Genomic DNA, 13,249 nt, shown 5'->3' on the forward strand with positions numbered 1-13,249 from the left:
AATTTTACAAATGACTGACATCGATAAAGTCTTCCCTGGGGTCAAAGCCTTGGATAAAGCCCAGTTAACCTTGAAAGAAGGTAGTGTTCATGCCTTAATGGGAGAAAATGGTGCTGGTAAATCAACCTTAATGAAGTGTCTCTATGGGATCTACTATCGAGATGGTGGCACCATTACCTTGAATGGTGAAGAAGTTAGCTTCTCAAATTCTAAGGAAGCTCTAGATCATGGAATTGCGATGATCCATCAAGAATTACAACCAATCCCCGATATGACCGTGGCTGAAAATATTTTCCTAGGTGATTATCCGATGAAGGGACTCTTTGTTGATCATGCAAAAATGGAAGAGGAAACACGTAAATACCTCGACATCATCCGGCTTGATGTCTCTCCTTCTACTAAGCTAAAAAATTTAACCATCTCCCAACAACAATCAGTTGAAATCGCCAAGGCTATTTCGCATAAGGCAAAAGTTTTAATCATGGATGAACCTACCTCCTCCTTAACTCAAGCCGAAGTCGCTAATTTATTTAATGTTATTGATGCTCTAAGAGCAGATGGCATGGGCATTATTTATATTTCACATAAAATGGACGAGATCCTCAAAATTTCCGATGAAATCACTATCATGCGTGATGGCCAATATGTGGGAACTTATGACTCTCACAAGATTACAATTGGCCAAATTATCAAGAATATGGTCGGTCGAGAGTTAACCAACCAGTTCCCTGACAAGAATTTTGAACCCGGCACCCAATCCACATTACAAATTCGCAACTTCTCTTCACCGAATAAACTTTCCTTCCAAGATTGTAGTTTTGACCTCAAAGAAGGTGAGATTCTAGGGGTTGCAGGTCTAGTCGGTGCACAACGTTCAGAACTAATGGAAGCGATCTTTGGACTAAGAAGCCATCAACCTGGTGGAAAGATCATTCATCGTGACAAAGAAATTGAGATTAAGAATCCTAATGACGCAATTCGTAATGGATTTGCACTGGTGACAGAAGACCGGCGAAATTCTGGGATTTTTGGTGTCTTATCCATCCGTGACAACATTATCGCTGCATCCTTAAGAAATTATCGGACTAAGACCGGCCTTTTAAATCAACAACAAATCACAGAAGTGGTCGACAATGGAATTCGAAGTCTGAATACCAAGACCCCTTCTGAAATGACCGCAATTGAGAACCTTTCTGGTGGTAACCAACAGAAGGTGATCCTAGCCCGCTGGTTAGCTACCAATCCAGATATCTTCATCCTAGATGAGCCAACTCGAGGAATTGATGTCGGTGCCAAGTATGAAATCTATGAAATTATTAACCGTCTTGCCAAACAAGGTAAATCTGTCATCTTGATTTCATCAGAAATGAGCGAGATTCTTGGTCTCTCAGACCGAATTATGGTCATGTGTGAAGGGAAGATCTCTGGCTTCCTCTCAAAAGAAGAAGCGACACAAGAGAAGGTCATGGATCTGGCCACTAAATTTATGCAAGATTAAAAAGGAGGAAATAAGATGGCAAAAATTAAAAAAGTTAAAAATGTCCATATTCCTAAACCCAGCTTTAAGGAATGGTTCATTGAAAATGCCCTCATTGTCGTGATTATTTTAATGGTGATCTACACGGCCTATAGTGCGAACAACTTCTTAAGCTTTAATAACTTGAAGAATATCCTTGCCAATGTCTCTGTTCGGTTTATTATTGCCCTAGGTATCTCAGGTCCTCTGATTATCCGAGGAACAGACCTCTCAGCTGGTCGGATCGTTGGAATCACTGCTGTAGTCTCCGCTGTCTTCCTGCAAAGAGCAGATGCCAGCTCAGGAGTGCTCTATCCGTCAATTGCTGGATCCCCGATTGTGATCGCACTCTTAGCTGCCTTAGGAGTTGGTCTTTTATTTGGTTTTATCAACGGGATGGTTATTTCACGCTTGAATGTTCCCCCTTTCATTGCAACTCTGGGAACTCAAATTGCGATTTATGGCTTGAATATGATGGTCTCAAAGAACGCTCCAATTGGTTCTCTTAATCAAGCTTATACGCGTTTCGGGGCTCAAGGCTTTAAATTTGGTCAATTACAAATTCCCTATCTTACAATCATCGCAATTGCTGCAGGTATCTTTATGCTGATCCTCTATCGCCATACGATCTACGGCAAGCAAATGTATGCCATTGGGGGCAATGAGATTGCAGCCGAAGTCTCTGGTGTAAATACTAAACGGTCTAAACTTTTGATCTACTGTTTAGCGGGTCTGATGTATGCATTAGCTGGCTTCCTCTTAACCGCAAAGACTGGGTCAGCGGCAGTATCAGCTGGTACTGGTTATGAATTAGAAGCCATTGCAGCAGCTACCATTGGTGGGGTCTCAACCTCAGGTGGGGTCGGAACTGTTCCAGGTGTTCTAATTGGGGTTCTCGTCTTCGAGCTCTTGAAGACTTGTCTGCAATTCTTAGGCATCACCCCTGAAATGACCAACGTCTTCCAAGGACTCGTCATTGTAGTCGCCGTTGCGCTTGATATTCGTAAGACCATGCGCAAGAAATAAATCACCTGATAAACCATAAAACATGGCATAAATGAAGGTTTTTCCATACTTTCCGATAGGAAAAGTGGCCTTCGCATGCCATGTTTTTTTGTTAAATAAGCCTCCTGCTGATGACTTTATCAACGGAGGCTTACTCATTTTTGAAATCAAACTAATCCTCATAACCTTCAGGATATTTATTAAACCATTCCCAAGCAGATTGGATCATCTCGTGCACATCGGTTATATGAGGAACCCAGCCCAACACTTCTCTTGCCTTTTGACTCGACGCAACCAGGCGAGCAGGATCTCCAGGACGGCGATCTGTAATCCGAGCAGGAATTGAATGGTTGGTCACGCGCCGGGCTGCTTCCAGCATTTGGAGAACCGAATAACCATTGTTACTTCCTAGATTGATGATTTGACTCTCCAAGTCTTTATTGAGGTAGTCCATTGCCAAGGCATGCGCTTCAACGAGGTCACTGACATGGATGTAGTCCCGAATACAAGTTCCATCTGGCGTTGGATAATCATCACCGAAGACCTCCAATTGGTCTCGTTTTCCCTGGGCAACTTGTAAAATAATGGGGATCAAGTGGGTTTCAGGATGGTGGTCTTCCCCAATCTCACCATTTGGCTTGGCCCCGGCCACATTGAAATAGCGCAGTGATACATAGCGGATGCCATAAGCTTGGTCGCACCAATCAATGATCTTCTCCATCATGAGCTTGCTCTCCCCATAAGGGCTAGTTGGCAATTTAACAGCATCTTCTTGAATAAATTCTTGGTCTACATTACCATAAACAGCCGCTGTTGAAGAAAAAACAATCTTCTTCACTTGATGTTCCTGCATACTCTCTAACAATTGAATCATCCCTTGGACATTATTATCAAAATATTTCAAGGGTTGATCAACTGACTCCCCAACCAATGAGAAAGCCGCAAAGTGGAAAACACCATCAAAATCATCGTCTGCAAAAATTTGATCGAGTATCTGACGATCACGCACATCTCCTTGAACAAATTCTGCCTCTGGATGAATAGCTTTCTGATGGCCGGTCACAAGATTATCGAGAACCGTTACCTTATGCCCCTGGTTAACTAATAAATCAACTGCATGGGATCCGATATAACCGGCCCCACCTACAACTAAATAATGCATCCTTCCACTCCTTTATTCAATGATTCAATGAAACGTTGAAAACCAGCTCGACCTGCTTGGTCGAGTTTGAAGACACCAGCATCTTCCAAGATACGTGCAAACTTCACTCCTAATGCTTCTTTGACATATTCCTCAACCGATTGGTCTGGAGAATAGTCTTCCTGCAAGGCTTGCGCCCAGTCCTGATGGATCTCGGCGACTTGATCTAAAGAAATCTTGCCCGCTAGATAAGCTTGAACGGCCTCTAATTCAGACAATAGGCGCGGTGGCAAAATAGCCAGTCCCATAACCTCAATTAAACCAATGTTTTCCCTTTTAATATGTTGAACATCGGGGTGTGGATGGAAAATACCATCTGGATACTGAGCAGAGGTTCGGTTATTCCGCAAAACCAAGTCCAACTCATAGAAACCATCCTTATAACGCGCAATGGGGGTAATAGTGTTGTGGATTTCATCCCCACTCCTTGCCAGAATATCCAGACTGGCATCTGAATAATCTCGCCAATGGCCAAGAATATAACCAGCTGCTTGACTGATTTGATCTGGATCTTGATGGCGCAAACGCATCACCGACATGGGCCAATGCAGATGGTCAATTTCCACACTAGGGAAGGCCTTGAGGGTAAAGCTTTCAAGTACGCTTGCTCGCGCCATCGCAAATTCAAACCGGCCTGCTTGATAGTGGTCATGCGCTAGAATGGATCCACCTGTGATAGATAAGTCTGCATTGGATCCTACAAAATAGTGCGGAAAGACTTTCACCAGTTCCAACAAATTCTCAAATGTCCGCTGATTAATGGACATCGGTTGATGCAGTTGGTTAATAAAGATCGAATGTTCATTGAAATAAACATAGGGTGAATATTGAAAACCATAGTCACGGTCCTTCACCTTGACACGAATAATGCGGTGATTCTGCCTAGCCGCTTGCTTGGGGCTTCCTCGATACCCTTCATTCTCCAAGCATAGGGCACAGAGTGGATATTTGGCTGGAGGCAGGGTCTTAAGGTAGGCGATCATCTTGGGGTCCTTCTCGGGCTTAGATAAATTAATCGTAATATCTAACAAACCATAAGGAGTCTCCGCCTTAAACTCAATATTCTGAGCAATCTTACGGGTCTTAATATAGTCATTAGCTTGGGATAAGCGATAGAAGAAGTCGGTCGCTTGTTTTTTATCTTGCTGATAAAGCTCCCAAAAATGCTGGTTGACTTGCGAAGGAAACGGTGTGATCAGATCCATAATAGCTGCTTCCAAGGCTTCTATTTCGAAAGAGGTCTCTTCAATTACACCTTGTGCAATCGCAAAGTCAACCAATTTGTCTAAAAAGGTTAATAGCGCTCCCTCATGCGGTTCAGTTGTTTGGTAGTTGTCAAGCTTAAGAATTGCTAATAAACGATTGATCATATAGGTTCGATCAAGTTCGGCCAAGTAGCCTTCTTGAATGGCTGTATGTACAAATGATGATATAACTTGATTGATCTCCAAGATAAACGCTCCTTATCGTTCACAGGTCCCACTGCCTACTTCTGCTAGATAAAAACTTGGGGTATAACCAATCTTTTGCTGATAGGCCTGGGCAATCTCTGTCTGTACTTGATCCAAGTACTCCTTTTGGACCAGGGCAATGGCACAACCTCCCATTCCAGCCCCCGTCATGCGCGCCCCCAAAACAGCTTCATGGTCCCAAGCGGCTTGAACCAGTGTATCTAATTCAATACCTGTTACTTGATAGTCTTCCTTAAGACTTTGGTGGGACTGGTTGAGCAGGTTAGCAAATTGCTCAATATCATGGTCCATCAGGGCAGCCCGTGCTTGAAGTGTTCTTTGGTTTTCATAAACTGCATGTTTAGCCCGTGCCTCAAGAATTGGATCGGCTATGAGATGACGATTCGCTTCAAAAGTTTCGACATCTAAGTCTCCCAAATGCTTAATTTCAAGTATCTTTTGTAAGCGTGCGAGAGCTTCCTCACATTCTGCTCTTCGCTGATTATACTTAGAGTCTGCTAATTCTCGCCGTTTGTTGGTGTTCATAATCAATAACGCATATTCACCAAAGTCCGCTGGCACGCGGTCAAATTCTAAGGTATTTACATCTAAAAAGAGGGCTTCATTCTCCTGACCCATCGCCACAGCAAATTGGTCCATAATCCCTGTATTAACCCCAATGAATTGATTTTCAACTGCTTGACCGACCTTGACTAGGTCCAAACGGGATAAGCCTAATTGTGAAGTTTGGTTGGCAATATAGGCTACCAGCAGTTCTAGGGAAGCAGAGGACGAAAGTCCTGCTCCATTGGGAATATCGCCTTGAATCAACAGATTAAAGCCTCTGACAGCTCGCCCAGCTTGCTCTTGCATGAGATGAACCGTTCCACTAATATAATTTAACCAAGTCTGATCGGCCTGGTAGCGAATGGCTTTCGTTGAAAAGGTGCGCACACCATCCGCTTCAAAGTTCAGCGAGTAACAGGCAACCTGGTCATCAGCGCGCATACTGACGAGCCCATAGGTCCCCAGACTGATCGCACAAGGAAAGACATGCCCCCCATTGTAATCAATATGTTCCCCGATCAAATTGACTCGACCAGGTGAAAAAAAGACCCGGTCTGGTTTTTCCTTAAAAACAGACTCAAACTTTTCTTTTAAATCATTGATATTCATTAAATCCCTTCTCTTTCGTAATCTGATAACGAGTCATGGCCTGATAAAGCGCATTAGCCCTGAGAACCGTTGCTTGGGGGCCCTGCCAGTGAATCGCATCAGGAGCATTTTGAGCTTCCAAAGTAAAGGCCCCATGATAGGTCAAGACTTTACCATCTACTTGGGTCTGGATGGCTGGATCATTCACTGTGTAGACAACAAGAGACTCCTGGTCGGTCACCAGCTGCAGATGATACTGACGATCCTGATCAGAGACTTCAACTTGCGGGCTCTTTGCCTGCAAAATAAAAGCATGATCGAGACCCGATTTTAGCCGAACTTGAGGGCTGGCCTGGTTAAATATGTGACCAAAAGTGACAAACTGACCCGGTTCAATTCCCAAGTGGCTGACTGGCTCCACTTGCCCCAAAGGAATTCCGGCCCCATTGATTGGTAAATAATCTTCCGATTCAATCTTGATCAAATGCTCGTCAATGGCTTGGCTAGGATCACCGGTTAAATTAAAGTAGACATGGTTGGTTGGATTAAAAAGGGTGTCCTGATCACAGGAGGCCTTGTATTGAATCGTCCAAGTATTATCCTTTTGATAACGATGAGTCACTTCAAGCCTTAAGTTGCCTGGATAGCCGTTCTTTTGGTCGGGATCCTCATAAGTGAATACTACCGCTATCGCTTCAGTTTCTTCCACCAGGTCAAAATCCCATTGGGCCAGATCCAAGGGGTGGTCGCCTCCATGCAGGTGGTGACTCCCTTCATTCGGAAGAAGAGAATGGGTCTTCCCATTTAGATCAAAGCTTGCCCCAGCAATTCTTCCAGCCACTCGGCCAACGGTTGCACCCAGATAAAGGGATCGGTTACTTAGCGCTTCCTGGGCATCTCGGCTGGCTAGAATCAAATCTTTACCAGCATCTTGCCAGCGATTGATCCGGGCTCCTAAATCACTAAAAGCAATCAACCAATTCTCATTATAAATTACGATCTCATGATAGCCTTGTCCAAAGGCCTTAATTTCATATTGCACATCGACACCCCATCGCCCTCTTTTGTTCATATTATAGCATTTATCAAACAAAAAAGCGCATCCAAGTTTTCAGACCAGCCGAACTTGGATGCTTAATTGTTTACTCATTAAAGGGCTTCTTGAAATTTATCCCAGTCTGCTAAGAAGGATTCAATTCCCTTATCGGTCAATGGGTGAGCCCATAACTTGGGAAAGAGCTTGCCTGGGACAGTGGCAATATCTGCTCCAGCCAGGGCACTTGCTTGGAAATGGTTGATATGACGAATCGAAGCCGCAATAATCTCTGCTTGTAAATCATAATTATCTAAGACCAGGCGGAGGTCTTCAATTAATTGCATGCCCTCTTCACCCATGTCATCTATGCGTCCGATAAATGGCGAAATATAAGTCGCACCTGCCTTAGCAGCCAAGAGTCCTTGAGCAACTGAGAAAATGAGCGTTACATTAGTCTTAATTCCTTCCTTAGATAGGGTATTAACGGCTCTTAACCCATCTTCCGTCATCGGAATCTTGACAACCACATTCTCTGCCCATTGGGCTACCTTGCGTGCTTCTGCAACCATCCCATCATAGTCTAAGCTAATGACTTCAGCCGAAACGGGACCAGAGACTTCTTGACAGATCTCTTTAATCACCGTTTCAAAATCGCGACCTTCCTTTGCGATTAGGGTTGGGTTTGTCGTTACACCATCCACTAGGCCTAAAGCATTAATCTTCTTGATTTCCTCAAGATTTGCAGTGTCTAGAAAAAATTTCATAATACCCTCCATTAATTATTATTTACTTCTATTATAAATCTTTCTAACAAGGTCTCAAGCCCAGAATACAAAAAGAACCTCCTCAAGGGAGAAGGTTCAAACGATTGACTATAAATCGTAAAATTTCTTGTTCTTATTAGTAGCATTATAGAAACTGAATCCTTGCCCAATGACTTCTTGCACCTCACTCACTGTGATAAAGGCGTTGGGGTCAAGTGAGCCAATTAAACGCTCGATCATAATCACTTGTGACCGAGAAACCACAATATAGAGCACTTCCTTATCCACATGAGTAAAATAACCATAAGCCTTGAAAACCGTGATGCCTCGGTTCAGTCGATCAGAGATGACTTTAGCAACTTCATCAGGCTTATCCGTAATAATCATCATGGATTTACGACGGCTGAGGCCCTCGGTTACCATGGCAATCGTACCCGAAGTCACGAACTTCATAAAAATTGTGACAATCGTATTCTCAGCACCAATCACAAAGGATGATGAAAGGACAATCAGCATATTTAGCATAAAGACACCGGCTGCAAAGTTAATTCCAAGATACTTTCGCATAATCATCGCAATAATATCGGTTCCCGCTGATGAACCGTGCCCCTTGATCATTAAGCCTAACCCGATCCCCATCGTCACACCACCTGCCATAGCAGAGATCAGAATATTATCTGAGATGAAGACTGGCGGGAAAATTGTATTGAGTGCCCAGGAAGTAACAAACATCGCATAAATCGTGAAAATTAAAGTGCGTCGCTCAATGAACCGGTAGCCAATGATTAAAATCACCGAGTTGACAATTAAGTTAGTGGTCCCAGTCGGTATTTGCTTAAGATAGTAGAAAATGATCGCAATCCCGGAAACACCCCCATTCCCGAAGTGGTTCGGAATGACCAGACTGTTGACGCCTGCCGCATAGATAATACAGCCTAGCGTAACAGTGACAATAGAATAAGCCAGGGCCCAAGGCTTTAACTTATATTGGATACTCGGCATGGTGGGTTTCATAATACAAAGCTCCTCTTCCTAGATAATTCGATTGACTTCATTATACGTATTCCTTCACCTTTTTGAAATGGTCTGAAACAAAAATGTCAGACATTTTCTTTGACCACTCCCTTCACCCTTATTCAACCGTCACTGACTTGGCTAGATTACGAGGTTTGTCGATATCGAGCCCCCGGTCTAGGGTGGCATAATAAGCAATCAGTTGTCCTACAACTGCTAGGACCAAAGGAGCAAATTGCACAGGCACATTAGGGATAATAAATTCATCCTCACCCTGACTCAGTTCTTCGGTTGTAATCACCAAGGTCCGGGCCCCTCTCGCTTTAACTTCCTGCAAGTTAGACAGGGTCTGATAAGCAGTGGCTGGATCACTGACCAAAGCAACCACAGGCGTCCCTTCTTCAATTAGGGCGATCGTTCCGTGCTTTAATTCCCCAGCTGCAAAGGCTTCTGTTTGAATATAGGAGATTTCTTTTAATTTGAGGGCCGCTTCTCTGGCAACGCGTTCATCCAAATACCGTCCAATATAAAAGGCACGGTCCGCTTGACTAAGCATGGTTTGCACCCATTGATGAATCGTTTCTTGTTCGCTCAAGACGGCCTCGATGGCTTGACCCGCAAGGCTTAATTGCTGGGCAAAGTCCGCTGGCGAAGCCTCTGCTATAGCTGCTGCAAGAAGAATCAGAACCGTTACTTGGGCAATATAAGCCTTGGTCGACGCAACAGCAATCTCAACACCAGCATTTAATGAGACTTGATAAGTAGATTCACGCGCTAAAGTCGATCCTTTCACATTCGTAATCGCAAGGCTTGGCAGGTTCAGCTCTTTCACCTTGACTAAGGCCTGACGGCTATCAGCAGTCTCTCCTGATTGGGAGATAAAGATAAAGAATGGGCGCTCGCTTAAGAGAGGTAGGTGGTAAGAAAATTCTGAAGCAATATGCACTTCCACTGGAATCTGAGTCAAAGACTCAAAGACTTCCTTACCAATCAGACCAGCATGATAGGAGGTCCCGCAAGCAACAATATATAGCCGATCTGATGCTCGCATGGCTTGAAGTAGGCCCGAATCAAATTGGTAGCCTCCACTCTCATTTAAGTATGCCTGGAGGTTACGCCGGATGACGGCTGGCTGCTCAGCTATCTCCTTAGCCATATAGTGAGGATAGCCCCCCTTACCGAGATCTTCGGCATCGAATTCAGCTTTGAAAATCGACCGGCTAACTTCTTCACCTGCAAGGGTTTCCACCTTCACCTCATCTGCCATCAACCTGACCAAATCTCCATCTTTAATTTCGAGATAGTCATGGGTTAAATCGATTGTCGCCATGGCATCCGAAGTAATTAGATTAAAGCCTTGGCCTAAACCAATCAATAAAGGGGACTTGTTCTTAGCCGCATAGAGTGTGCTTGGATCCTTCTGGTCCATCAAGCCAAAGGCATAAGAGCCTTTTATTTCTTGCAAAACATTCCCAAAGGCCTGCCATGTCGATTCCCCTTGGAGGACATACTGCTCAATCAAAGCAACAATCACTTCTGTATCGGTGTCGGACTTCAACTGATCTTTAGCAATCAGCTTGGCCTTGAGTTCTTGAAAGTTCTCAATCACCCCATTATGAACGATCGCAAAGCGGCCTTGTGGTGAAAGATGGGGATGGGCATTATAGGCCACAGCTGGACCATGTGTCGCCCAACGTGTATGGCCAATTCCCATCGTAGCCTCAAATGACTTATCGACTAATTGTTTTAATTTCTCAATTCTTCCTTGACACTTAAAAAGCTGGGCATGCCCTTGATCATCCATTAAATAGACGCCAGCTGAGTCATAACCGCGATATTCTAATTTTTCTAAACCATTTAACAATACCTGACTGACCTTACCTTGTCCGACAAATCCAACAATTCCACACATACAAATTCCTCAATTCTTCTAGAATTCCTGCTTTTGGTGCTGAAATAAGCTCTGTCCAAGTCCTTTCGGAACATGCTTTAACTTATTTCTGTAGACTGCACTGCCTTGAGCCATCCGCCGAATATTTCGATCGACTCAATCCTCGTCACCATGGTTAGGTCAGGCGCTATCCTAATCTTTATCCTCCTTACCAATACTTTCAAAAGCTCATTAAATTTAACGTAATTGCCAATAATTGTCAAAATTTATTGATAGAGTTACAGGGCTACTTTCATGTCTTCCAATGCTTTAAGACCGTTGTGGAGTATGCTTCAATCTTAACTTCAGATAATCCTTGTAAAGGGTTAACACCTGTCAAATCGACTGACCGACCAGACAGGATTAATTGATAGATTCCCTCTTCAACACTTAAGGTGTCTTGATTATGGTCGCCATTGAAAATTAGCAGGAGATCGTAGTCTCTTCCTTGATAAGTAATAACTAAAATACGCTCACTCGCTTGATTAATGCGGGTACTGGACTGGATTGATTGAATGGACGGCTGGCAAAGCATAGGTTCTTGCTTGCGTAATTGAATCAAATCGCGAACAAACTGAACCGTTTCGCTGTACAGTTCTGCACGCTCCCAATCAATTTGATTAATGGCGTCACTTTGGTTATAAGAATCTCGAATTCCCCCTTTAGTTCTTAAGAACTCTTGACCCGAATGAATAAAGGGAATCCCTTGGCTTAGAATGGTTAAAGATAGGGCTAGCTCCTGCTGACGGATGATGACTTCAGGACTCAAGAGGGGGTTCGCCTGGATTAAACGGTCATAAAGCGTGTAATTATCATGGGCTTCACTATACTGAATCACCTGATTGGGAGCCAAGAAGGTTCCCCACTGGTAATGGGACAAAAAATTATGGGCTAATTTCTCTTCCATAAAGTAAGCACCGTTCACAAACCCTTTAGCCTCTGGATTGAAGTCATTCCCTTTGACCGCTTCGCGAAAACCATCATTAAAATGGGCAATTCGAGGCATTTGGCAGGCGTTTCCTAGATTAGCAGCTTGTTCCTGGCCAAAGGGAGTGGGCATATTCCAACCCTCACCCAGCATCAGGATGGTCGGATCAATCTGGTCTAAAGCCTGACGGATAGCCTTCATCGTCTCAATATCATGAAGGCCCATCAGGTCAAAGCGAAAGCCATCGATGTGGTATTCTTGTGCCCAATAGGTGACGCTATCAAGGATATACTTACGCATCATGCGATGCTCACTCGCTGTATCATTCCCCACACCTGAACCATTGGTTAGTTGTCCGCTCTCATCATAACGGAAATAATAACCTGGGACCGTTCGATGAAAGGGATGGGTCTCAATTTGATAGACATGATTATATACAACATCCATGATGATTCTGATCCCAGCTTGATGAAGGGCCTGAATCATCTGCTTTAACTCAAGGATACGACAAGTTGGATCATAGGGGTCACTTGCGTAAGATCCTTCTGGCACGTTGTAATTCTGAGGGTCATAGCCCCAATTATATTCGAAGGGTTCTTCTAAGGTCTCATCAACCGATTGAAAGTCAAAGACTGGCATTACTTGCACATGACTGATACCCAAAGACTTGAGATAAGAAAGACCGGTGACTTGCCCTTTCACTCCCCGGGTCTCTTCTTCACACAGACCCAAAAACTTGCCAGGATGGCGAACTTGACTGGTGGAACTCTTAGTGAAGTCCCGCACACTCATTTCATAGATAATGATGGGCGCTTCTGCTGAAAGAGGCGGCATGCGCTTACTCCAACCCCTTGGGTTGGTCTTCGATAAGTCGACGACTACTGATCGTCGGCCATTGACGGTTACAGCCCGACTATAAGGATCGACACTTTCAGTACAAGTCCCATCAGAAAAAGTTAACAGATAACGATAGGTCAATTGATCCTGATCCCCCGCTAATTCGCAACAATAGATATGGTCACTCGCAGAATAAGTCATCGCGATTTTTTCCCTGACAGGTCCATAGTATCCTTCAAAGATAACCAAGTCGACCTGACTAGCAGTTGGAGCCCACAATTGAAAAAGAGTCTTTTCTTTAGCATAAAGGGCACCCAAAGGCCCATCATATGAGAATTGATCAAAATCTGCTGAGCTATCTACCATGAAAATCCTCCTTATCTCTCGTATTTTTATTATATTCTAAATAAAA

At 43.9% G+C, this 13,249-nt stretch carries 10 protein-coding genes; 2 read left to right on the forward strand and 8 right to left on the reverse strand.

Features of this window, described 5'->3' with window-relative positions; genetic code table 11:
- Positions 1 to 10: 10 nt before the first annotated feature.
- Both HMPREF9708_RS01355 and HMPREF9708_RS01360 read left to right on the forward strand, forming a co-directional pair.
- On the forward strand, positions 11 to 1,498 hold the full coding sequence (locus HMPREF9708_RS01355; protein ID WP_040447909.1) for a sugar ABC transporter ATP-binding protein: 1,488 nt from the start codon (positions 11 to 13) through the stop codon (positions 1,496 to 1,498).
- Between the two features lie 15 nt (positions 1,499 to 1,513).
- On the forward strand, positions 1,514 to 2,542 hold the full coding sequence (locus tag HMPREF9708_RS01360; protein ID WP_006308179.1) for an ABC transporter permease subunit: 1,029 nt from the start codon (positions 1,514 to 1,516) through the stop codon (positions 2,540 to 2,542).
- A 151-nt stretch (positions 2,543 to 2,693) separates the two neighbouring features.
- Here the strand turns inward: HMPREF9708_RS01360 and galE are convergent, their stop codons facing one another.
- The 8 genes from galE to pulA all read right to left on the reverse strand — a co-directional run bounded on the left by galE (position 2,694) and on the right by pulA (position 13,203).
- Positions 2,694 to 3,683 (reverse strand): UDP-glucose 4-epimerase GalE, encoded by a 990-nt coding sequence (gene galE, locus HMPREF9708_RS01365; RefSeq protein ID WP_006308183.1) that lies wholly within the window; start codon positions 3,681 to 3,683, stop codon positions 2,694 to 2,696.
- Positions 3,671 to 5,173, reverse strand: a complete 1,503-nt coding sequence (gene galT / locus HMPREF9708_RS01370) for a UDP-glucose--hexose-1-phosphate uridylyltransferase (protein WP_006308184.1) — start codon at positions 5,171 to 5,173, stop codon at positions 3,671 to 3,673. The genes galE and galT overlap by 13 nt, the downstream gene beginning before the upstream one ends.
- A 12-nt stretch (positions 5,174 to 5,185) precedes the next feature.
- Positions 5,186 to 6,349, reverse strand: coding sequence for a galactokinase (locus HMPREF9708_RS01375; protein ID WP_006308186.1), 1,164 nt, complete (start codon positions 6,347 to 6,349; stop codon positions 5,186 to 5,188).
- Positions 6,336 to 7,400 carry an aldose epimerase family protein gene (locus HMPREF9708_RS01380; protein ID WP_006308188.1) on the reverse strand — a complete coding sequence of 355 codons (1,065 nt, stop codon included), beginning with the start codon at positions 7,398 to 7,400 and terminating at the stop codon, positions 6,336 to 6,338. The genes HMPREF9708_RS01375 and HMPREF9708_RS01380 overlap by 14 nt, the downstream gene beginning before the upstream one ends.
- Positions 7,401 to 7,477: 77 nt before the next feature.
- Positions 7,478 to 8,128, reverse strand: a complete 651-nt coding sequence (gene fsa / locus HMPREF9708_RS01385; protein ID WP_006308190.1) for a fructose-6-phosphate aldolase — start codon at positions 8,126 to 8,128, stop codon at positions 7,478 to 7,480.
- A gap of 108 nt (positions 8,129 to 8,236) precedes the next feature.
- Positions 8,237 to 9,142, reverse strand: coding sequence for a YitT family protein (locus HMPREF9708_RS01390; protein WP_006308198.1), 906 nt, complete (start codon positions 9,140 to 9,142; stop codon positions 8,237 to 8,239).
- A gap of 118 nt (positions 9,143 to 9,260) precedes the next feature.
- A complete protein-coding gene (glmS, locus tag HMPREF9708_RS01395) occupies positions 9,261 to 11,054 on the reverse strand; it encodes a glutamine--fructose-6-phosphate transaminase (isomerizing) (RefSeq protein ID WP_006308200.1) in 1,794 nt (597 codons plus the stop codon).
- Between the two features lie 271 nt (positions 11,055 to 11,325).
- Positions 11,326 to 13,203 carry a type I pullulanase gene (gene pulA / locus HMPREF9708_RS01400; RefSeq protein WP_006308203.1) on the reverse strand — a complete coding sequence of 626 codons (1,878 nt, stop codon included), beginning with the start codon at positions 13,201 to 13,203 and terminating at the stop codon, positions 11,326 to 11,328.
- Positions 13,204 to 13,249 lie beyond the last annotated feature (46 nt).

The sequence above is a fragment of the Facklamia languida CCUG 37842 genome (assembly GCF_000245795.1).
GTDB lineage: Bacteria > Bacillota > Bacilli > Lactobacillales > Aerococcaceae > Facklamia > Facklamia languida.

Bases quoted from the DNA above. Each gene is read 5' to 3' on its own strand.
- HMPREF9708_RS01355 (WP_040447909.1), top strand. From the start codon at position 11: ATGACTGACATCGATAAAGTCTTCCCTGGGGTCAAAGCCTTGGATAAA.
- HMPREF9708_RS01380 (WP_006308188.1), bottom strand. From the start codon at position 7,400: ATGAACAAAAGAGGGCGATGGGGTGTCGATGTGCAATATGAAATTAAG.
- galE (WP_006308183.1), bottom strand. From the start codon at position 3,683: ATGCATTATTTAGTTGTAGGTGGGGCCGGTTATATCGGATCCCATGCA.
- pulA (WP_006308203.1), bottom strand. From the start codon at position 13,203: ATGGTAGATAGCTCAGCAGATTTTGATCAATTCTCATATGATGGGCCT.
- HMPREF9708_RS01375 (WP_006308186.1), bottom strand. From the start codon at position 6,349: ATGAATATCAATGATTTAAAAGAAAAGTTTGAGTCTGTTTTTAAGGAA.
- fsa (WP_006308190.1), bottom strand. From the start codon at position 8,128: ATGAAATTTTTTCTAGACACTGCAAATCTTGAGGAAATCAAGAAGATT.
- HMPREF9708_RS01360 (WP_006308179.1), top strand. From the start codon at position 1,514: ATGGCAAAAATTAAAAAAGTTAAAAATGTCCATATTCCTAAACCCAGC.
- HMPREF9708_RS01390 (WP_006308198.1), bottom strand. From the start codon at position 9,142: ATGAAACCCACCATGCCGAGTATCCAATATAAGTTAAAGCCTTGGGCC.
- glmS (WP_006308200.1), bottom strand. From the start codon at position 11,054: ATGTGTGGAATTGTTGGATTTGTCGGACAAGGTAAGGTCAGTCAGGTA.